Origin of the sequence: Sphingomonas sp., assembly GCF_036731925.1 — a bacterium.
Classification (GTDB): Bacteria; Pseudomonadota; Alphaproteobacteria; order Sphingomonadales; family Sphingomonadaceae; genus Sphingomonas.
This window is the reverse complement of record NZ_DAINDJ010000002.1, coordinates 1,426,982-1,446,990: the sequence shown is the minus strand read 5'-3', so window position 1 is coordinate 1,446,990 and position 20,009 is coordinate 1,426,982. Positions and strand designations below refer to the sequence as shown.

The 20,009-nt window shown below is 66.9% G+C and carries 18 protein-coding genes; 8 read left to right on the top strand and 10 right to left on the bottom strand.

Translation table 11 applies throughout. The features are described 5' to 3' along the window. Positions 1 to 38: 38 nt before the first annotated feature. The 3 genes from queF to V7E00_RS16425 all read left to right on the top strand — a co-directional run bounded on the left by queF (position 39) and on the right by V7E00_RS16425 (position 4,235). Positions 39 to 485, top strand: coding sequence for a preQ(1) synthase (gene queF, locus V7E00_RS16435; RefSeq protein WP_333573676.1), 447 nt, complete (start codon positions 39 to 41; stop codon positions 483 to 485). Between the two features lie 141 nt (positions 486 to 626). Next, entirely contained in the window at positions 627 to 2,897 is a 2,271-nt protein-coding gene (locus tag V7E00_RS16430) for a glycosyltransferase family 4 protein (protein WP_333573675.1), read from the top strand. Positions 2,898 to 2,948: 51 nt separating this feature from the next. Further along, positions 2,949 to 4,235, top strand: coding sequence for a glycoside hydrolase family 130 protein (locus V7E00_RS16425; RefSeq protein WP_333573674.1), 1,287 nt, complete (start codon positions 2,949 to 2,951; stop codon positions 4,233 to 4,235). 19 nt (positions 4,236 to 4,254) lie between these two features. Here the strand turns inward: V7E00_RS16425 and V7E00_RS16420 are convergent, their stop codons facing one another. From V7E00_RS16420 to V7E00_RS16405, 4 genes are all read right to left on the bottom strand, one after another. Beyond that, on the bottom strand, positions 4,255 to 5,352 hold the full coding sequence (locus V7E00_RS16420; protein ID WP_333573673.1) for an ATP phosphoribosyltransferase regulatory subunit: 1,098 nt from the start codon (positions 5,350 to 5,352) through the stop codon (positions 4,255 to 4,257). Position 5,353: 1 nt separating this feature from the next. Continuing rightward, a complete protein-coding gene (locus tag V7E00_RS16415; protein WP_333573672.1) occupies positions 5,354 to 5,743 on the bottom strand; it encodes an endonuclease domain-containing protein in 390 nt (129 codons plus the stop codon). A gap of 60 nt (positions 5,744 to 5,803) precedes the next feature. After that, on the bottom strand, positions 5,804 to 7,381 hold the full coding sequence (gene serA / locus V7E00_RS16410; protein WP_333573671.1) for a phosphoglycerate dehydrogenase: 1,578 nt from the start codon (positions 7,379 to 7,381) through the stop codon (positions 5,804 to 5,806). Positions 7,382 to 7,514: 133 nt separating this feature from the next. After that, entirely contained in the window at positions 7,515 to 8,672 is a 1,158-nt protein-coding gene (locus tag V7E00_RS16405; RefSeq protein WP_333573670.1) for a phosphoserine transaminase, read from the bottom strand. Between the two features lie 166 nt (positions 8,673 to 8,838). Between V7E00_RS16405 and V7E00_RS16400 the strand changes: the two genes are divergently transcribed. Together V7E00_RS16400 and V7E00_RS16395 are read left to right on the top strand one after the other, a co-directional pair. After that, entirely contained in the window at positions 8,839 to 9,384 is a 546-nt protein-coding gene (locus V7E00_RS16400; protein ID WP_333573669.1) for a hypothetical protein, read from the top strand. Positions 9,385 to 9,475: 91 nt separating this feature from the next. Next, positions 9,476 to 11,464, top strand: a complete 1,989-nt coding sequence (locus V7E00_RS16395) for an oleate hydratase (RefSeq protein WP_333573668.1) — start codon at positions 9,476 to 9,478, stop codon at positions 11,462 to 11,464. 93 nt (positions 11,465 to 11,557) lie between these two features. Here the strand turns inward: V7E00_RS16395 and groL are convergent, their stop codons facing one another. Then, on the bottom strand, positions 11,558 to 13,201 hold the full coding sequence (groL, locus tag V7E00_RS16390; RefSeq protein WP_333573667.1) for a chaperonin GroEL: 1,644 nt from the start codon (positions 13,199 to 13,201) through the stop codon (positions 11,558 to 11,560). Positions 13,202 to 13,257: 56 nt separating this feature from the next. After that, the gene (groES, locus tag V7E00_RS16385) at positions 13,258 to 13,545 is read right to left on the bottom strand and encodes a co-chaperone GroES (protein ID WP_333573666.1); all 288 of its coding nucleotides are present in this window, start codon (positions 13,543 to 13,545) and stop codon (positions 13,258 to 13,260) included. 205 nt (positions 13,546 to 13,750) lie between these two features. Here groES and sppA point away from each other — a divergent pair, with 205 nt between their 5' ends. The 3 genes from sppA to V7E00_RS16370 are packed head-to-tail and all read left to right on the top strand — an operon-like array spanning position 13,751 to position 16,625. Next, the gene (gene sppA / locus V7E00_RS16380; protein ID WP_333573665.1) at positions 13,751 to 15,652 is read left to right on the top strand and encodes a signal peptide peptidase SppA; all 1,902 of its coding nucleotides are present in this window, start codon (positions 13,751 to 13,753) and stop codon (positions 15,650 to 15,652) included. Continuing rightward, positions 15,649 to 16,212 (top strand): GNAT family N-acetyltransferase, encoded by a 564-nt coding sequence (locus tag V7E00_RS16375; RefSeq protein WP_333573664.1) that lies wholly within the window; start codon positions 15,649 to 15,651, stop codon positions 16,210 to 16,212. The genes sppA and V7E00_RS16375 overlap by 4 nt, the downstream gene beginning before the upstream one ends. 50 nt (positions 16,213 to 16,262) lie before the next feature. Further along, complete coding sequence (locus V7E00_RS16370) at positions 16,263 to 16,625, top strand: hypothetical protein (protein WP_333573663.1); 363 nt, start codon at positions 16,263 to 16,265, stop codon at positions 16,623 to 16,625. 31 nt (positions 16,626 to 16,656) lie between these two features. On the opposite strand, the gene fabI is transcribed toward V7E00_RS16370, so the two are convergent. The 4 genes from fabI to V7E00_RS16350 all read right to left on the bottom strand — a co-directional run bounded on the left by fabI (position 16,657) and on the right by V7E00_RS16350 (position 19,980). After that, positions 16,657 to 17,460 carry an enoyl-ACP reductase FabI gene (fabI, locus tag V7E00_RS16365; RefSeq protein ID WP_333573662.1) on the bottom strand — a complete coding sequence of 268 codons (804 nt, stop codon included), beginning with the start codon at positions 17,458 to 17,460 and terminating at the stop codon, positions 16,657 to 16,659. After that, entirely contained in the window at positions 17,457 to 18,422 is a 966-nt protein-coding gene (locus V7E00_RS16360) for a YihY/virulence factor BrkB family protein (protein ID WP_333573661.1), read from the bottom strand. The genes fabI and V7E00_RS16360 overlap by 4 nt, the downstream gene beginning before the upstream one ends. Positions 18,423 to 18,428: 6 nt before the next feature. After that, a complete protein-coding gene (locus V7E00_RS16355; RefSeq protein ID WP_333573660.1) occupies positions 18,429 to 19,367 on the bottom strand; it encodes a J domain-containing protein in 939 nt (312 codons plus the stop codon). A 103-nt stretch (positions 19,368 to 19,470) separates the two neighbouring features. Then, positions 19,471 to 19,980: a hypothetical protein gene (locus V7E00_RS16350; protein ID WP_333573659.1), complete on the bottom strand. Its 510-nt coding sequence runs from the start codon at positions 19,978 to 19,980 to the stop codon at positions 19,471 to 19,473. Positions 19,981 to 20,009: the final 29 nt, after the last annotated feature.

The following is a 20,009-nucleotide window of genomic DNA, read 5'->3' as shown; positions in this document are numbered from 1 at the left end:
CCTATGGAAACCGCACGGCAAACGCCTACATGGCGGCCATGGACGCCAAGCATCTCGGTAAGCAATCCGCCCTGCCCGCCACGCCGGAGGAAGCGGAACTCGATTATGTACCCAACCCGCGGCCGGGGCTGCGCTATCTGGTGCGATTTGCCGCACCGGAGTTCACCTCGCTCTGCCCGATCACCGGCGCGCCCGATTTCGCGCATCTGGTGATCGACTATGTGCCGGGCGAGAAGATCGTCGAATCCAAGTCGCTCAAGCTGTTCCTCGGCAGCTTCCGCAACCACGGCGCGTTTCATGAGGACTGTACCGTCGGCATCGGCGAGCGGCTGTTCCGCGAGATGCAGCCGGTCTGGCTGCGGATTGGCGGATACTGGTATCCGCGCGGCGGCATTCCGATCGACGTGTTCTGGCAGTCGGGCAAGCCGCCCGAGGACGTCTGGATTCCCGATCAGGGAGTTTCCGGATATCGCGGGCGCGGCTGAACGTCAGATTTACAGCACGGTTCAGCAGGTATAGAGTTGTGCGTTGCAGCGAAACTGCAACTTATTCGAAAAACGGGAGTTTAACAGGGCATAAGGCCCAGATTTGGGCCGAGTCCATCATGCAGTAGCGAAAGGTCCGCCATGGCACGGTCTCCTATGGGTCCCAGGATCCGGCATCTTGCCCTGATCGGCAACTTTCTGCCGCGCAAGTGCGGCATCGCCACTTTTACTACCGACACCTTTACCGCGCTCGCCGAGCGCTACCCGGAGCTTCAGGTCGACGTCTATGCGATGGACGACCTGCCCGGCCATTATGCCTATCCTCCGCAGGTGACGGGTTCCATCGCGCAGAACGACCGCGGCGCCTATCTGGACGCCGCCCGCAAGATCGACGCGAGCGGTGCCGAGGCGCTGTGGATCCAGCATGAATATGGCATTTTCGGCGGTGCAGCGGGCGAACTGCTGCTCGCGCTCACCGATCGCGTGTCGATCCCCGTCATCGTCACGCTGCACACGGTGCTCGAGCGCCCGAGCGCCGACGAACGGCGGGTGATGGAAAAGCTGATCCGCCGCGCCTCGACGCTGATCGTCATGGCCGAGAAGGGCCGCGAGATCCTGAAGCGCGTCCATGGGGTCGAGGACAGGAAGATCGCCGTCATCCCGCATGGTGTCCCCGACCGCGCCTTTGCCGACACGGCCGATTTCAAGCCAAGCTTCGGCTGGCAGGGCCGCGACGTCATCCTCACCTTCGGCCTGCTCGCCCCCAGCAAGGGCATCGAGACGATGCTCGAGGCGATGCCGGCGGTGGCCGCCGAACATCCGAACGCGCTGTACGTGATCCTGGGCGCGACGCACCCGAACCTCGTCGCCCATGAAGGCGAAGCCTATCGCGATCGGCTGCATGCGCAGATTGCCGCGCTCGGCCTCGAGAACAACGTCGCCTTTGTCGACCGCTTCGTCGAGCAGAGCGACCTGCTCGACTATCTCCAGGCAGCCGATATCTATGCCACGCCCTATCCGAACCCGGCGCAGATTACCTCGGGCACGCTCTCCTATGCGGTGAGCATGGGCAAGCCGGTGATCTCCACGCCCTATGTTCATGCGACGGAGATCCTCGACCAGGATCACGGCGTGCTGGTCGGCTTCGGAGACGCCCCGGCCTTTGCGCGCGAGATCAATCGCCTGCTCGGCGACAAGGAAGCGCGCCGGGCGCTCGCCAACCGCGCCTATGCACGCGGCCGCACGATGCTCTGGGCCCGCCTGGCCGAGCGCGCAATTGCAGCGTTCGACGCGGTTCTGGGGGAGAAGCCGCACCGCATCCGCCCTGCCGCAACCGAGCTGCCGCCGCTCCACCCTGTGCTGACAGCGGTGGAGCGGATGAGCGACTCCACCGGCATGCTCCAGCACTCGATCTATTCGGTGCCCGACCGCCGCCACGGCTATTGCATCGACGACAATGCCCGCGCGCTCATCCTGATGAGCAAGATCGACGATGTCGACGAGACTGTGCGGGATCGCTGGACTGCGATCTATGGCGGCTTCGTCCAGCACGCGTGGAACCCGGACAAGCGCAAGTTCCGCAACTTCATGAACTTCGACCGGACCTGGTGCGAGGACGAAGGTTCGGAAGATTCGAACGGGCGCGCAATCTGGGCACTGGGCGTCACCGCCCGCGATGCGCGGGCGCAGAAGCATCGGGACTGGGCCTCGATGCTGTTCGACGAAACGGCGTCGATCGCCTTCGATCTCGGCAGCCCGCGCGCGCACGCCTTCGCGATGCTGGGCGCGGCGGCGATGGCGGAAGCCCATCCCGGCCACCCGCTCTCGCGCGAGATCCTGACGCGCTTCGGCAACGAACTGATCACCCTGCTCGAGGCCGCGCGCCGCCCCGAATGGAGCTGGTTCGAAATCGTGCTGGCCTATGACAATGCCCGCCTGCCCGAAGCGCTGCTGCGCGCCGGCCAGGTGCTCGGCCGCCGCGACTTCATTGAAACCGGACTGGAGACGCTCGCCTGGATCGTCGAGCGCCAGACCTCGCCCGAGGGCCGCTTCCGCGCCGTCGGCACCGAGAGCTTCGGCCGCGAATATGCCGAGCCGCTGCCCTTCGACCAGCAGCCGCTCGAAGCCCAGGCGACGATCGACGCCTGCCTCGCCGCGCACGACGCGACCGGCGACACGCACTGGGCGCAGGAGGCGATGCGCGCCTATCGCTGGTATCTGGGTGCAAACGACCTCGACACGCCGCTCGCCAGCGTTGCCGATGGCGGCTGCTTCGATGGTCTGATGCCGACTGGTCTTAACCGTAATCAAGGTGCCGAATCGATTCTCGCGCTCCAACTGGCGAATTGCGCGATCTCGGCTCTTTCAAAGGGCAATAAAAGCGTGGCAGGACCGGAACTCGCTGTCGCCTGAAGCGATACGGGGGACGGCGCCGTAACGAGCGCGTTCCCCGGGGGTTGCCAAATGCCGGAACTGTTTCACCATCCCTTGCGGCTTCGCGCCGATCCGTCGCGCGTCGTCGTGCGCCCCTTTCACATTGCCTGGGCGTCGACCAATGGCGGCGCCCCCAGCCGCACGGAGCGGATCGTCAGCGAAGTGCTGGCGCTTTCGCCGGGCGCGGCGCGGGCGCAGCTCGAGCTCGTCCTCAAGGACTTCGAGGCACGCCACTGGCAGACTCGCCGCGTGTTCATGACGCGCTATGACGAGATCGAGGCGATGCTGGGCCTGGACGGCGCGGCGATCGGCGACGAGAAGCGCCAGCTGCTCGGGGCCTATTTCTGCCACGAATACAGCTATGCCGCCGCCGCCCTGATGAACCCCAGCGCGGTGCCGCATTACGACCAGACCGGCATGCCCGAGGGCAGCATGCGCATCCTGATGTCGCTGCGCGCGGTGGGCGAAGGCCATATCTCCTCCGTTGCTTTCCGCGAAGGCATCATCACCCAGAGCAACGAGTTGGTGCTCGCCCCGGAACCGCCCTTCGCCACCGCCGCGGATGCCCGCGAGCCTGACGAGCGGGCAATGGAAGGCCCGGTGCGCATCTATCGCCACCGCGATTCGACGCTCTCCGGCACGGTGATCTTCCCGATTACCCGCGCCCAGTCGAACGGGCTGGAGGATCTGCGGATCTGCCACTTCACCCATGACGACGGCACGCCCGAGTGGATCGGCACCTACACCGCCTATAACGGCTCCGGCATCCAGTCCGAGCTGCTGCGCACCCATGACTGGCGCGGCATCGACCTGGTGCCGATGACCGGCAGCGCCGCGCGCAACAAGGGCATGGCGCTGTTCCCCCGCAAGGTGGGCGGCAAATACATGATGCTGGGGCGGCAGGATGGTGAAAACATCTTCCTGCACACGTCGGACGACATCACCCACTGGGAAGGCGGCGACCTGATCATCAAGCCGCGCTTCCCGTGGGAGCTGGTGCAGATGGGCAATTGCGGGCCGCCGATCGAGACCGACCAGGGCTGGCTGGTGCTGACCCACGGCGTCGGCGCGATGCGCAAATATTCGGTCGGCGCCGCGCTGCTCGACAAGGACGACCCGACCAAGGTGCTGGCACGCTCGCGCGAGCCGCTGCTGGCCGCCGCCGACCAGGACCGCGAGGGCTATGTGCCCAACGTCGTCTACACCTGCGGCGCGATCCGCCACGGCGACAGCCTGTTCATCCCTTACGGCGTGGCGGACAGCTCGGTCGCCTTCGCCTTCGCGCCGATCCAGGCGCTGATCGACCAGATGGAGTGAGGCACGCGGTGCCGGCGCGTCAGAGCGCGACCGGCACCCCGTCGCGCAGCTCGTGGCTGCACAGCTGCGCCTGGGGCGTATCCTCCGCCTCCAGCGCCGCGACCGTCACCCAGCCCTGCGCGCGCAACGCAGATCCGGTGGCAGCATCGGTGCCGAACGGGAGGAACAGCCGCCGCCGCGCATCGCCCCCCATGCCGGCGTCGAGAATCGGATCGGCATAGAGCGAGAAGCCGACGGCAGGCTCTTCACGGCCGCCGTCATGCACGACCTGGTAGGTGCCGCCCCGCCCGATCTCGCCGCGCACCCCGCGCGCGAAGATCGAGAAGCCCAGCCAGGTCTGGTATTCAAAACCGTGCCGCTCGGTGGGGTCGAGCGTCAGCGCAACGCCTGCCGGGATGCTCGCCGCGATGGCCGCGAGGCCGTCGATGCGGCTCGCCAGCGCGGTGCCGGCATCGCTCGCGCGCAGCTTTGCCATTGCGCCTCCGAACGGCCCTGCGGCCTCGATCAGCGGCAGGTATTTGGGATCGATCGCGGCGACACCGCCTGCATCCTTGGCATCCAGCCGCTCGCGCAGTGCGGTCAGCGTGTCGCGCGGCAGCGTCTCGCCGGCAAGGGTATCGACTAGATCGGGCAGGGTGAAGTCGATGGCGAGGCCCTCGACGCCCGCCGATTGCAGCGCCTCGATCGCCACGCGGACGATCTCCATTGCGGCGCCCACGCTGTCGCGGCCGATCAGCTCGCAGCCGATCTGGCGCATCGCGCGCCGCGGATCGAGCGCGGCAGCCTTCAGCTTGAGCACTTGGCCCGCATAGCAGAGCCGTACCGGACGTGGATGGTGGCCCATACGCGTCGCGGCGATGCGGCCGACCTGAGCGGTCAGGTCCGGACGGATGGCAAGGCTGCGCTGCGACACCGGGTCGACGAACCGCACAGCATCGCGCACCGCGCCCGTCTTGAGCCGCGTCGCAAGCTCGTCGGCGAATTCGGCGAGCGGCGGATCGACCTGCTCATAGCCATAAAGCCGCGCGAGCCCGAGCACGCGCGTCTCCAGTCGAGCCGCTGCATCGGCGGCAGGCGGCAGGCGATCGTGAAACCCTTCGGGGAGGAGACCAGTCATCTTAAGCCCTCTCCCCACTGGGGAGAGGGTTTGGGAGAGGGGCAGTGTCCGCAAGGACTGCAGCAATGGCCGCCGCCACCCCGTCCAAATTACTCCCGACCTCGTAGTTCGTGAACCGAATCACCCGATACCCCTGATGTTCCAACCACGCCGTTCGGCGCGCATCCTTCGCTTCGTAGAGCGCATGCGTGTCACCGTCGATCTCGACGATCAGCTTGCGCGAGCGCGCGACGAAATCGGCGATATAGGGTGCAATCACCACTTGGCGAGCGAATTTGACGTGCTCGAACCGCTTGGCGCGAAGGATCGACCACATGGCCGACTCGGTGGGTGTCGGGTTGGCGCGCATCTGCTTGGCGCGGGCGAGCAGTTTCTCGTCTACCCTCGGCATCCCTGACTGCCCCTCTCCCAAACCCTCTCCCCAGAGGGGAGAGGGCTTTAAAGTAGCAGCTTAGAAGCCGAGCGCCATGGCGGTCTTCACGCCGGGCAGCGCACGGACCTTGGCGAGCAGCGCCTCATCCACCGACTCGTCGACCGAAAGCAGCAGGATCGCTTCGCCGCCGGCCGAGCGGCGACCGAGGTGGAAGGTGCCGATGTTGACGCCCGCCTCGCCCAGCGTGGTGCCCAGGCGGCCAATGAAGCCCGGCGCGTCCTCGTTGACGATGTAGAGCATGTGCCCGGCCAGATCGGCCTCGACCTTGATGCCGAACAGCTCGACCAGGCGCGGCGCAGCGTTGCCGAACAGCGTGCCGGCCACCGAACGGTCGCCCGCCTGGGTGCCGACGGTGACGCGCACCAGCGTGTGATAGTCGCCCTCGCGATCATGGCGCACTTCGCGCACGTCCAGCCCGCGTTCCTTGGCGAGGAACGGCGCGTTGACCATGTTCACCGTATCCGAATGCACGCGCATCAGCCCCGCGAGCACCGCGCTGGTGATCGGCTTCTGGTTGAGCTCGGCCGCCGCACCCTCGACTTCGATCGCGATGCTGGTGAGCTCGCCATGCGCCAGCTGGCCGACCAGGCCGCCCAGCTTCTCGGCCAGCGCCATGTACGGCTTCAGGCGGGGTGCTTCCTCGGCCGAGAGGCTCGGCACGTTGAGCGCGTTGGTGACGCCGCCGGTGACCAGATAGTCGGCGAGCTGCTCGGCGACCTGGATCGCCACATTGACCTGCGCTTCGGTGGTCGAGGCGCCGAGGTGCGGCGTCGCCACGAAGTTCGGCGTGCCGAACAGCGGATGTTCCTTCGCCGGCTCCTGCACGAACACGTCGAGCGCGGCGCCGCCGATATGGCCCGAATCGAGCCCGTCCTTCAGCGCCGCCTCGTCGATCAGGCCGCCGCGTGCGCAGTTGATGATCCGCACGCCCTTCTTGGTCTTGGCGAGATTCTCGCGGCTGAGGATGTTGCGGGTCTGGTCGGTCAGCGGGGTGTGCAGCGTGATGAAGTCGGCACGCAGCAGCAGATCGTCGAGCGTCATCTTCTCGACGCCCATTTCCAGCGCGCGCTCCGGCGTGAGGAACGGATCATAGGCGATCACGCGCATGCGGAGACCAATGGCGCGGTCCGCGACGATCGAGCCGATGTTGCCCGCACCGATCAGGCCCAGCGTCTTGCCGGTCAGCTCGACGCCCATGAAGCGGTTCTTCTCCCACTTGCCGGCCTGCGTGGAGGCATCGGCCTCGGGCAGCTGGCGGGCGAGCGCGAACATCAGCGCGATGGCGTGCTCGGCCGTGGTGATCGAGTTGCCGAACGGCGTGTTCATCACCACCACGCCCTGCGCCGAGGCGGCGGGGATATCGACATTGTCGACGCCGATGCCCGCGCGGCCGATCACCTTGAGGTTGGTGGCGTGGGCCAGAATGTCCTTGGTGACTTTGGTCGAGCTGCGGATCGCGAGGCCGTCATACTCGCCGATGATCGCCTTGAGCTCGTCCGGGGTCTTGCCGGTGATCTCGTCCACTTCGACGCCGCGCTCGCGGAAGATCTGCGCGGCCTTGGGGTCCATCTTGTCGGAAATCAGTACCTTGGGCATGGAATTGCTCCTGCTTGCCACCCTCTCCCCTCCGGGGAGAGGGCCGGGGAGAGGGGGGATGTGTCTTGAACCGGATGCGTCAGGGGAGAAGGCGAAGTCCTACCCCTCTCCCCGGAGGGGAGAGGGCTTTAAGTCAGCCCGCCTTGGCGGTGGCGTAGGCCCAGTCGAGCCAGGGGCCGAGCGCCTCGATATCGGCGGTGTCGACGGTGGCGCCGCACCAGATGCGGAGACCCGCCGGGGCGTCGCGATAGCCGGCCACGTCCAGCGCCGCGCCTTCCTTTTCGAGCAGGCCAGCGAACTTCTTGATGAAGTCGGCATCGGCGCCCTCGACCGTGAGGCACACGCTGGTGCGCGAGCGGATCGCCGGATCCTCGGCAAGGTGGCCGAGCCAGTCGCGCTCGGCGACGATCTTGTCGAGCGCGGCGGCGTTGGCGTCCGAGCGGGCGATCAGCCCGTCCGCGCCGCCCAGGCCCTTGCCCCATTCGAGCGCGAAGATCGCGTCTTCCACCGCCAGCATCGACGGCGTGTTGATCGTCTCGCCCTTGAACACGCCCTCGGCGAGCTTGCCCTTGGAGACGAGGCGGAACACCTTCGGCAGCGGCCAGGCGGGCGTGTAGGTTTCGAGACGTTCGACCGCGCGGGGCCCGAGGATCAGCACGCCGTGCGCGCCCTCGCCGCCCAGCACCTTCTGCCAGGAGAAGGTGGCGACGTCGATCTTGTCCCAGGGCAGGTCATAGGCGAACACCGCCGAGGTGGCGTCGGCGAAGCTCAGGCCCTCACGGTCGTCGGCGATCCACTCGCCGTTCGGCACGCGCACGCCCGAGGTGGTGCCGTTCCAGGTGAACAGCACGTCGTTCGACCAGTCGACGGCGTTCAGATCCGGCAGCTGGCCATAGTCGGCGCGCAGCACGGTGGGATCGAGCTTGAGCTGCTTGACCGCATCGGTGACCCAGCCTTCGCCGAAGCTTTCCCAGGCGAGCGTGGTGACGGGGCGGGCGCCCAGCATCGTCCACATCGCCATCTCGAACGCGCCGGTGTCCGAGCCGGGGACGATACCGATGCGGTGCGTGTCCGGCAGGCGGAGCAGCTCGCGCATCAGGTCGATGCAATATTGGAGACGGGTCTTGCCCAGCTTCGAGCGGTGCGAGCGACCGAGCGACTCGACGGCGAGCTTCTCGGGCGACCAGCCCGGGGGCTTGGCGCAGGGACCAGAAGAGAAATAGGGACGCGCCGGTTTGGTCGCGGGCTTCGCAGGCGCAATGGTGGCGTCGGCGGCAGTCAAATCAGTCATGTAGACTCTCCTCACAGAGAGCACGCGCGGCGTTGGGACCGCGTGGCCCGTCGACGGCCCTAGCGGTGGCTGCACAAAAGTCAATTCCGCACATCGTTGCGATGGAACAATGTTGCGGGTCCGTGCCTTTGCTGCGCAGTTTTGCAGAACATCTGGGAGATTCGAGATGCGGACGATTTTGGCGGCCGGGCTGGCCGCGATGCTGGTCGCAGCGCCCGCCGCGGCGCAACAGAAGCAGAGCGTCGGCGACGGCGCCCAGGCGCCGCTGCGCGACCTGCGGATCAACGAGAAGAAGATTCCCGACGTGCTGCTGCTCGCCGCCTCGGCGCCCTATTCGTCGCAAGGCACCAGAAGCTGCACGCAGATCCGCGCAGGCATTGCCGAGCTGAACGGCGTGCTGGGCACCGATGCCGATGCGCCGGCGGCAAAGGGCGGCAATGGCGGCGCGATCGCGGCGGCGGGCAGCCGGGCGATCGTCGGCACGCTGATCCCGGGCTTCGGGCTGGTGCGCATGGTCACGGGCGCCGACAAGCAGGAGAAGCGGGTTACGGCGGCGCTGTACGGCGGGACGATCCGCCGCGCCTATCTCAAGGGCCTGGGCGTATCGAAGGGCTGCAAGCCGCCCGCAGCACCGACAGCAAGCGCACGCGCGGCGGTGCCGAAGCTGCCGGTCGACGACAAGGACGACAAGAAGGACGACCGCAAGGACTGATCCTGCGGCTGCCAACATTACGAATACAGGCTTGCGCAGATCTGCCTGAGTCCGGCGGCGACCCATTTGCCGGACTCAGGAGGATTGCACCATGGCCCGTTCCACCCCCGACTGGCTTGCGCCCCGGGCGAACCTTGCGCCCCAGGGCTTCGCGCATGCGCCGGACACCACCGCCGGCTATTGGCACCAGCGCCCCGAGAACACGCTGCCGCCGCCCGATTTCTGGAGCCCCTATGCCCGCAACCGGCCGCTGCCGACACCGGGCGTGGAAAGTCGCAAGGCGTGGATCGTCGGCAGCGGCATCGCCGGGCTGGCCGCCGCCTTCTACCTGATCCGCGACGGCCATATGCCGCCGGCCAACATCACCATCCTCGATGCGGCGCAGCTGGAGGGCGGCTCGCTGGATGGGGCGGGCGATGCGACGCGCGGCTATCTGATCCGCGGCGGGCGCGAGATGAACTGGAACTACGACAATCTGTGGGACCTGTTCCAGGACGTGCCCGCGCTGGAACTGCCCGCGGGCTACAGCGTGCTCGACGAATATCGCTGGGTGAACGACCGCGACCCCAATTATTCTAAGGCCCGGCTGATGCACCAGCGGGGGGTGATCAAGGATTTCCGCACCTTCGGCCTGTCGCGCAAGGACCAGTGGGAAATCGTCCGCCTGCTGCTCCAGCGCAAGGACGAGGTGGGCGAGACCACGATCGAGCAGTATTTCAACAAAGGCTTCTTCGAGACGAACTTCTGGGCGCTGTTCCGCACCATGTTCGCGTTCCAGCCGTGGCACAGCCTGCTGGAGATGAAGCTCTACCTCCACCGCTTCCTCGATTCGGTGGACGGCTTCGCCGACATGTCGGTCGTCGTGTTCCCGAGGTACGACCAGTTCGACACCTTCGTCCGCCCGCTGACCAGGATGCTGCGCACGCAGGGCGTGCGCTTCCAGTTCGACACGCGCGCCTGTGATCTCGACTTCGCCGTGGCGGGCGAGAACCGCACCGTCACCGGTATCCGGGCGATGGTCGGCGGCGCGGAAACGGTGCTGCCGGTGGCGGCCGAGGACCTCGTCTTCGTGCTGCCGGGTTCGATGACAGAGGGCACCGCCTATGGGGACATGGATCAGGCGCCCGTACTGGCACGCGGGGCGCATGATCCGGGCGCCGACAGCGACTGGACGCTGTGGCGCAACCTTGCCAGGCAGTCACCGGTGTTCGGCAAGCCGGACAGGTTCTGCGGCGACGTCGCCCGCTCGATGTGGGAATCGGCAACGCTCACCTGCCGTCCCTCGCCGCTGGTCGACCGGCTGAAGGCGCTCTCGGTCAACGATCCGTACTCGGGACGCACCGTCACCGGCGGAATCATCACCTTCACCGATTCGAACTGGCTGCTCAGCGTCACCTGCAACCGCCAGCCGCATTTTCCCGACCAGCCGGAGGACGTGCTGGTGCTCTGGGCCTATGCGCTGCGGATGGACGTGCCTGGCGACAAGGTGGCCAGGACGATGCCCGAATGCACCGGCCGCGAGGTGCTGGCGGAACTCTGCCACCATCTCGGCATCGCCGAGAGCGAGGTAGCGGCGGTGACCGAGGCAACCAAGGTGCGCCTCGCGCTGATGCCGTACATCACCGCCGAGTTCATGCCGCGCGCCCCCGGCGACCGACCGGCGGTGGTGCCGCAGGGCTGTACCAACCTCGCGCTGGTCGGCCAGTTCGTGGAGACGGCGAACGACATCGTGTTCACGATGGAAAGCTCGATCCGGACCGCAAGGATCGGCGTCTACACGCTGCTCAATGTGCTGAAGCAGGTGCCGGACATCAGCCCGACCCAGTACGACATCCGCAACCTGCTGCGCGGCGCGCGGGCGCTCAACAATGGCGCGCCCTTCCCTGGCGAGCGGCTGCTCCACCGGCTGCTCGGCAAAAGCTATTTCGCGCACATCCTGCCGCCGCTGCCGGAGAAGGACGGCGATGCGCTCCACCGGGTGGAGGAGGAACTGGCCGGCCTGTTCGGGCGCGGCAGCCAGTGGGCCAGCGAGGCGGCGGACGCGGTGCGCGGCTGGATGGCCGGCTTGCGGGAGCGCTGACCTCCTGCGCCGAAAGCGGCTCCTCGGACGAAGGCACGAAAAAAGGGCCGGCGGATCGCTCCGCCGGCCCCTCTTTTTGCGTCGAGCGCGGACTTAGAAGTCCATGCCGCCCATGCCGCCCATGCCACCCGGCATCGCCGGGGCTGCGGACTTGTCTTCCGGCAGCTCGGCAATGGTCGCCTCGGTGGTGATCAGCAGGCCGGCGACCGAAGCCGCGTTCTGCAGTGCGGTGCGCACCACCTTGGTCGGGTCGATCACGCCGGCAGCCACGAGGTTCTCGTAGGTGTCGGTCGCGGCGTTGAAGCCGAACGAAGTGTCGGTCTGGTCGAGCAGCTTGCCCGAGACGACGGCGCCGTCCTGGCCCGCGTTGCTGGCGATCTGGCGAACCAGCGCGGTCAGCGACTTACGGACGATGTCGATGCCGCGGGTCTGGTCCTCGTTCGCGCCGGTCAGGCCTTCCAGTGCCTTGGTGGCATAGAGAAGGGCCGTACCGCCGCCGGGGACGATGCCTTCTTCAACGGCTGCGCGGGTTGCGTGCAGCGCGTCGTCGACGCGGTCCTTGCGCTCCTTCACCTCGACTTCGGTCGCACCGCCGACCTTGATCACGGCCACGCCGCCGGCGAGCTTGGCGAGACGCTCCTGGAGCTTCTCACGGTCGTAATCGCTGGTGGTGACTTCGATCTGCTGGCGGATCTGCTCGGTGCGAGCCTTGATCGACTCGGCTTCACCGGCGCCATCGACGATGGTGGTGTTGTCCTTGTCGATGGTGACGCGCTTGGCGGTGCCGAGCATGCCGAGCGTGACGGTCTCGAGCTTGATGCCGAGGTCTTCGCTGATCACTTCACCCTTGGTGAGGACGGCGATGTCTTCCAGCATCGCCTTGCGACGATCGCCGAAGCCCGGTGCCTTGACCGCTGCGACCTTCAGGCCACCGCGCAGCTTGTTGACGACCAGGGTCGCCAGCGCTTCGCCTTCGATGTCCTCGGCGATGATCAGCAGCGGACGACCCGACTGCACGACCGCTTCGAGGATCGGCAGCATCGACTGCAGGTTCGACAGCTTCTTCTCGTGGATCAGGATGTACGGATCCGCGAGCTCGACCGCCATCTTCTCCGGGTTGGTGATGAAGTAGGGCGAGAGATAGCCGCGGTCGAACTGCATGCCTTCGACGACGTCGAGCTCGAATTCGAGACCCTTCGCCTCTTCGACGGTGATCACGCCTTCCTTGCCGACCTTCTCCATCGCCTCGGCGATCTTCTCGCCGACTTCACGGTCGCCGTTCGCCGAGATGATGCCGACCTGGGCAACTTCCTGCGAACCCGAGACGGGCTTGGAGCGGGCCTTGACGTCCTCGACGACCTTGGTGACGGCGAGGTCGATACCACGCTTCAGGTCCATCGGGTTCATGCCGGCGGCAACCGACTTCATGCCTTCGCGGACGATCGCCTGCGCCAGAACGGTCGCGGTGGTCGTGCCGTCGCCGGCGATGTCGTTGGTCTTCGAGGCCACTTCGCGCACCATCTGCGCGCCCATGTTCTCGAACTTGTCCTTGAGCTCGATTTCCTTCGCGACCGACACACCGTCCTTGGTGATGCGGGGCGCGCCGAAGCTCTTCTCGATCACGACGTTGCGGCCCTTCGGGCCCAGCGTGACCTTCACCGCGTCGGCGAGGATGTCGACGCCGCGCAGGATGCGCTCACGAGCGTCGCGCGAAAACTTTACGTCCTTGGCTGCCATGGGACTGCCCTTTCAAATTTCGCTAAGTTTCAGGAAGTTGAGGTTCGCGAGGTCGCTCAGCCGACGATGCCGAGGATGTCGCTTTCCTTCATGATCAGCAGGTCTTCGCCGTTCACCTTCACTTCGGTGCCGGACCACTTGCCGAACAGGATGCGGTCGCCAGCCTTGACGTCCAGCGCGGTCACCTTGCCGTCTTCGGACTTGGTGCCGGTGCCGACGGCGACGACTTCGCCTTCCTGCGGCTTTTCCTTGGCGGTATCGGGGATGATGATCCCGCCGGCGGTCTTTTCCTCGGCTTCGACGCGGCGGACGAGCACGCGGTCGTGCAACGGACGGAAGTTCATTGCCTGATCCTCTTTCAGGTGGATTTCGGTGTTTAGCACTCGGTCCCCCGGAGTGCTAACAGCTGCCATATGTGAAGCGGGTCAGGCGTCGTCAACGGGTGCGGCGGGAACTTTTTTCGCCGTGTTGGATCGCTAATACGGGTCGTTTACTCCTCCCCGCGCATCCGGTAGCACCGCATGTTGAATACGCTTTGAGGAGCCGCCGGTGAAGCTGGTTCGTACTGCCTGGAAGATACTCGTCGGAATCAAGGACCTGCTCGTCCTGGTTCTGCTCCTTCTGTTCTTCTCGGCGCTGTTCGCCGCGCTTTCGCACCGGCCGACGCCGGCGACGATTCGCGACGGCGCGCTCATCGTCGCGTTCAACGGCGCGCTGGTGGAACAGCCGAGCGAAGCCGATCCGCTCGCCGGCGTGACCGGTGCACGCGCGGCGGGCCAGGTGAGCGCCCGCGACGTGATCCGCGCGCTGGATGCCGCCAAGGGCGACTCCCGGGTGAAGGCAGTGGTGCTGGATCTCGACAGCTTCCTCGGCGGCTATCCTGCCACGGTGAGCGAAGTCGCTGCCGCGGTCGGCCGCGTCCGCGCCGCAGGCAAGGCGGTGCTCGCCTATGCCACCGCCTATACCGACAGCGGCTACCAGATCGCGGCCAATGCCAGCGAGATCTGGGTGCACCCGATGGGCGGATCGCTGTTCATGGGGCCGGGCGGCCGCCAGCTCTATTACAAGGGGCTGACCGAAAAGCTCGGCATCAACGTCCATGTCTACAAGGTCGGCAAGTTCAAGTCGGCGGTGGAACCCTATATCCGCGCCGACATGTCGCCCGAGGCGCGCGAGGCGAACACGGCGCTGTATGGCGGCCTGCTCGATCAGTGGCGCGATGGCATCCAGAAAGCGCGGCCCAAGGCGCGAATCGCCGATTTCCTGATGCATCCGGACGTGGCGATCACCGCCGCCAAGGGTGACATCGCCGCCGCCAACCGCGCCTATGGCCTGGTCGACCAGCTCGGCGACCGCATCGCCTTCGGTCGCCACGTCGGCCAGATGGTAGGGGCACCGAACAACGCCCGCGCCGGCAATTTCAACGGCATCAAGCTGGCCGACTGGCTGCAGGCCAATCCGGTGGCGACGAGCGGTGACGCCATCGGCGTGCTCACGATCGCCGGCGAGATCGTCGATGGCAAGGGCGGCGCCGGCAGCGCGGGCGGCGATACGATCGCCAAGCTGGTGCTCGACGGGCTGAAGGACGGCAAGCTGAAGGCGCTGGTGGTGCGCGTGGACTCGCCGGGCGGCTCGGCCATGGCCTCGGAGCAGATGCGCCAGGCGATCCTCCAGGCCAAGGCGCAGAAGCTGCCGATCGTCGTCTCGATGGGCGGGCTCGCCGCCAGCGGCGGCTATTGGGTGTCGACGGCGGGGGACGTGATCTTCGCCGAACCCAACACGATCACCGGCTCGATCGGCATCTTCGGCATCATCCCGACCTTCGAGAACAGCCTCGCCAAGATCGGCGTGACCACCGACGGGGTGCAGAGCACGCCGCTCACCGGCCAGCCGAGCATCTATGGCGGCACCAACGCCACGGTGGACACCATCCTGCAATCGGCGATCGAGGCGGGCTATGGCCGCTTCGTCGGGCTGGTGGCGAATGCGCGCAAGCTCACCCCGCAGCGCGTGGACGAGATCGGCCAGGGGCGGGTGTGGATCGGCGGCATCGCGCGACAGATCGGGCTGGTCGATCGCTTCGGCGGGCTGAACGACGCGATCGCCGAAGCCGCGAAGCGCGCGAAGCTTGATCCCGCCAAGGTGCGGCCGGTCTATCTTGCGAAGAAGCCCAATGCGGCGGCGGCGGCCCTGGCGGCGGCGCTCAGCTCGTTCGGCAATGACGACGAGGATGACGGCAGCTGGGCCGACGCGCCGGCCGGTGCCGACACCTATGCCCGAATCGCAGACGAGCGCCGGGTGCTGCTGGCCCAGGCACTGGGCGACGCCAAGCGCCTGACCGCAAGCGGTTCGGTCCAGGCGCGCTGCCTGGAGTGCATGGCGCTGGGCGTGCCGAGCGCCCAGCCCAGCGATCTCGCGCTGCTCCAGTTTGCGCTGGGAGCCGCCAAGTGATCGGAATCCGCGCTGCCACGCCCGACGACGCCACCGCGATCGCTGCCATCTATGCGCCGAACGTGCTGACCGGCACTGCCTCGTTCGAGATCGAGCCCCCCGACGCCGCGGCGATGGCGGCACGGATGGGCGCCAGCGAAGGCTATTACCCCTGGCTGGTCGCGACCAACGGTGACGGAGTCGACGGCGGCGTGATCGGCTATGCCTATGCCAGCAAGTTTCGCGACCGCCCCGCCTATCGCTACGTCGTCGAAAGCTCGATCTACATGGCCGATACCGCGCAGCGGCGCGGGGCCGGGCGGCTGCTCTACGAGGCGCTGGTCGATACGCTGCGGGCGCAGGGCTTCGTCCATGCGTTCGGAATGATCACCCTGCCCAACGACAGCTCCATCGCGCTGCACGAGGCAGTAGGCTTTCGCCGCGCCGGCGTGTTCCGCGAAGCCGGCTACAAGCACGGCCAGTGGATCGACGTCGGCATTTGGCAGTGCGAGCTCAACGAGCCGGCAAGCCCGCCAGCCGAACCGCAGGCGTTCCACAAGATCGGCGTGGTGCGCGCCTGACCGGGGATGGAGCAGCCCGGGCGCGCGCGCCCTACGCCGTCGATTTCGAGATGGCGGTCGATCGTTCGCTGCTGCTGATCGCGGTCACGGTCACCGGCATTCCTTCGTCGGAAGATGTCGGCTGGATCGCGGAGGAGGTGCGCGCAGCCATCCTGTCGCTGGGCGAGGATGCCGGGCGGCATCGGACGCTGTATGACATGCGCGGCGTGCCGGTCCTGCCACAGGAAACGGCCGACATGACGCTGCGCAGTCTGCGCGCCGGCACGCCGGACATCTGGGCGCGCAAACTCGCCTTCGTCGCGGAGACCGTGCTGACTCGCCGCCAGTTGCGTCGCATCGCCGAGGCGCGCCCGGGTTCTTCGGTATTCGACGATGTGGACGTCGCCCGAGCCTGGCTGCTCGATCACGACTGAGGGGCGGCACGCGTCCGCCCCCGTCCGATCCTCAGGCCAGCGCGATGTCCGGCGCGTCCTCGGCCTTCATGCCGATCACGTTGTAGCCGGCGTCGACATGGTGCGTTTCGCCGGTCACGCCCGAGGCGAGGTCCGACAGCAGATAGAGGCCGGCGCCGCCGACATCCTCGATCGTCACGTTGCGGCGGAGCGGCGAATTCAGCTCGTTCCACTTCATGATGTAGCGGAAATCGCCGATGCCGCTGGCGGCCAGCGTCTTGATCGGGCCGGCCGAGATCGCGTTGACGCGGATGTTCTCCGGACCCAGGTCCATAGCCAGATACTTGACCGACGTCTCCAGTGCGGACTTGGCCACACCCATCACGTTATAGTGCGGCACGACCTTCTCGGCGCCGTAATAGCTGAGCGTCAGCAGGCTGCCGCCGTCAGGCATCAGCGCGCGCGCGCGCTTGGCGACAGCGGTGAAGCTGTAGACCGAGATGTTCATCGTCATCAGGAAATTTTCCAGCGACGTGTCGTAATAGGCGCCGCGCAGCTCGTTCTTGTCCGAGAAGCCGATCGCATGGACGACGAAGTCGATCGTCGGCCAGCGCGCCTTCAGCGTGTCGAACGTTGTGTCGAGCGCCGCCATCTCGGCAACGTCGCATTCGATGAGAAAGTCCGAGCCGAGCTGTTCGGCCAGCGGCTTCACCCGCTTGAGCAGCGCATCGCCCTGGTAGGTGAAGGCAAGCTCGGCGCCCTGCGCATGGAGCTGCTGCGCGATGCCCCAGGCGAGCGAGCGATCATTGGCGAGGCCCATGATGAGCCCGCGCTTCCCTTGCATCAATCCGGTCACGTCTTCTGAATCTCCTGTCCTTGGTCTCCCTCTAGACCGGCTTCGGGCACTTCCGCCAGAGCGGCGTTGAGTTCCGCCCCCACGACGAGGCCGAGGCCCACCAGGAAAAAGAAGATCAGCGCGACCATCACGCCCGCGAGGCTGCCATAGGTGGCGCCGTATCCGCCCAGCGTCGAAAGCACCCAGGGCAATCCCCCGGTGACGCTGAGCCACCACAGCGTCGTGCACAATGCGCCGGGCCATTTGGGATAGGCGCGCGAGCGGTAGCGCGAGGGAGTCAGCGCGAAGAACAGCACGTAGAGCGCGCCGAACAGTGCGAACGCCGGCACCGCCTTGCTCGCGGAGGCGAAACGCTGTGCCTCGGTTGCGAGCGGCAGCACGCGGTAGAGAAACTGCTCGATTCCGGTGAGGATCACCTGGAAGGTAAAGGCCAGCATCACCAGCAGCACCGCCGCGACGATCATGCCGATGGAGGCCAATCGGTAGCGCCAGAACGGCGTGCTGGAGCTGGTGCCATACGCCTGGCGCAAGATGCCGCGGATCGTCTCGATGAAACCGGCGGTGGTCCACAGGCCGACGAGCCCGCCCAGCCACAACAGCCCGCCGGTACGTCCGTTGAGCACCTCGATCACCGGCTCGCGCAGCAGATCGGCGACGTCGGGCGGCACGGTCTGGAGAAAGGCCTCCAGCGCGTGCACGCCGGTGCCGGTGCGCCCGACCAGGCTAGCGAGCGCGGTCGCGACGATGAAGAAGGGGAACAGCGTTACCAGCGAGAGATAGGCAAGGTTGCCGGCATAGGTGAAGCCGTCGTTGAACGTGCCAATCGCGATGCGCTTGGTGATCTCGAACATGCGTTCGGTCACGCCAAGCTCGGCCAGCCGAGGCGGGACCTTTCCGCCGACTCCCAGCCGCCGCCCTTCGGGCGACTGGGGCGAGATCGAGGCGCGCGTCGGTTCGTCCACGATAGGTCAGACGCCCATGCGTCCCCGCGGGTTCCCCTTGTTCTTCCAACCCTGGGCGAATTCGATCAGCGCGTCGTCATCCACCGGCAGGTCCACCATCAGCGTCACGAACAGGTCCCCACGCGCGCCCCCCCGCTTGTGAAATCCGCGCCCTTTCAGGCGCAGCACCTTGCCCGAGCTGGAGCCCTTGGGCACCGTCAGCATCACCGGCCCGTCCGGCGTCGGCACGCGGACCTGCGCGCCGAGCACGGCCTCGGCAAGCGTGATCGGCAGGTCGAGCTTGATGTCGTCGCCGTCGCGCACGTAGAAACGGTGCGGTTGGATCTCGATGGTGACGATCGCGTCGCCGGCGCCGCCTGGCCCCTCCTCACCCTTGCCGGCCAGGCGCATCTGGGTGCCTTCCTCGACGCCGGCAGGCAGCTTCAGGTCGATCGTCTTGCCGTCCTTGAGGGTGATGCGCTGCGGCGCGAGCTTGGCCGCGTCCTCGAACGACACGGCGAGGCGATAGGCGATGTTGGCGCCCTTGGGCTGCGCACGCCGGCCGAAGCCGCCGAATCCGCCGCTGAAGCCGCCGCCGCCGCGCTTGCCGCCGCCGAACAGGCCTTCGAAGATGTCGCCGATATCGGCCTCGCTGCCGCCGCCGAAGTCGAACTGGCCGCCGCCGGGGCGGAAGCCGCCGGCGCCGCCGCCCGCACCGGCGCCGAACCCGAAGGGCGCGATCGGATTACCGTCGCCATCGATCTCGCCACGGTCGAAGCGCGCGCGCTTGTCCTTGTCGGTCAGCAGGTCATAGGCCTGGGTGACCTGGCTGAACTTCTCCGAAGCCTTCGGATTGTCCTTGTTGCGATCGGGGTGCAGCTCCTTGGCGAGCTTGCGATAGGCCTTCTTGATCTCGTCCTCGCTCGCGCTGCGCGCCACCCCGAGCGTTACGTATGGATCTGCCACCAATATCCCCAATGCGTTCAATGCCGATCGCCCGTCCCTTACAGGACAGGTGTTAAAGCCCAAACATCGGCGTGCCGATCGTTTCGCGCAAGGGGCGTGCGGGTCATCGCGCCTCGCGGCCGCACGGCGCCGCACGCAGCGTGTAGCGCGCGAACAGCGTTTCCTTGCCCGCCTTGTCCCGGGCGGTGATCTGCCAGGCCAGCATGCCGGTCTCCCGGTGCCATTGGTTGAGAAAGTCGGCATCAGGATAAGGATAGGTTATCGCGAACCCATCGGCAGTGGCCGCGCCCTTGCCGCTGGACGCATAGGCGGCACCGAAGCTGTCCGCCCAATAGCCCAGGATCGCGCCGCCCTCGCCCCCGTCGCCGAACAGCAGATGCGCGGCGTAGCGGTCCTTGGGGTCGCCCTTGGCGACGCTCTCGGCATCAATCGCGAACATCGCGCCTTCGACAATCGGATAGATGGTGAGCGCAAGCGTCACCGGCTTTCCCATCACCGCGCCTTCGCCGCGCCAGCAGCCGCCCAGCGCGGCGACCGCCGCGGGCGCCTTGGGTGCGTCCTGCGCCGCCGGCAGCATCAGCAGCGCCAGTGCGGCGCCCCACGAATTCGTCATGCCTCGTCCCCCGTTCCGCAAGAGGACTA

Coding starts and splice junctions, on each gene's coding strand:
- queF (WP_333573676.1), top strand. CDS start 39: ATGGACGCCAAGCATCTCGGTAAGCAATCCGCCCTGCCCGCCACGCCG.
- V7E00_RS16430 (WP_333573675.1), top strand. CDS start 627: ATGGCACGGTCTCCTATGGGTCCCAGGATCCGGCATCTTGCCCTGATC.
- V7E00_RS16425 (WP_333573674.1), top strand. CDS start 2,949: ATGCCGGAACTGTTTCACCATCCCTTGCGGCTTCGCGCCGATCCGTCG.
- V7E00_RS16420 (WP_333573673.1), bottom strand. CDS start 5,352: ATGACTGGTCTCCTCCCCGAAGGGTTTCACGATCGCCTGCCGCCTGCC.
- V7E00_RS16415 (WP_333573672.1), bottom strand. CDS start 5,743: ATGCCGAGGGTAGACGAGAAACTGCTCGCCCGCGCCAAGCAGATGCGC.
- serA (WP_333573671.1), bottom strand. CDS start 7,381: ATGCCCAAGGTACTGATTTCCGACAAGATGGACCCCAAGGCCGCGCAG.
- V7E00_RS16405 (WP_333573670.1), bottom strand. CDS start 8,672: ATGACTGATTTGACTGCCGCCGACGCCACCATTGCGCCTGCGAAGCCC.
- V7E00_RS16400 (WP_333573669.1), top strand. CDS start 8,839: ATGCGGACGATTTTGGCGGCCGGGCTGGCCGCGATGCTGGTCGCAGCG.
- V7E00_RS16395 (WP_333573668.1), top strand. CDS start 9,476: ATGGCCCGTTCCACCCCCGACTGGCTTGCGCCCCGGGCGAACCTTGCG.
- groL (WP_333573667.1), bottom strand. CDS start 13,201: ATGGCAGCCAAGGACGTAAAGTTTTCGCGCGACGCTCGTGAGCGCATC.
- groES (WP_333573666.1), bottom strand. CDS start 13,545: ATGAACTTCCGTCCGTTGCACGACCGCGTGCTCGTCCGCCGCGTCGAA.
- V7E00_RS16370 (WP_333573663.1), top strand. CDS start 16,263: ATGGCGGTCGATCGTTCGCTGCTGCTGATCGCGGTCACGGTCACCGGC.
- V7E00_RS16350 (WP_333573659.1), bottom strand. CDS start 19,980: ATGACGAATTCGTGGGGCGCCGCACTGGCGCTGCTGATGCTGCCGGCG.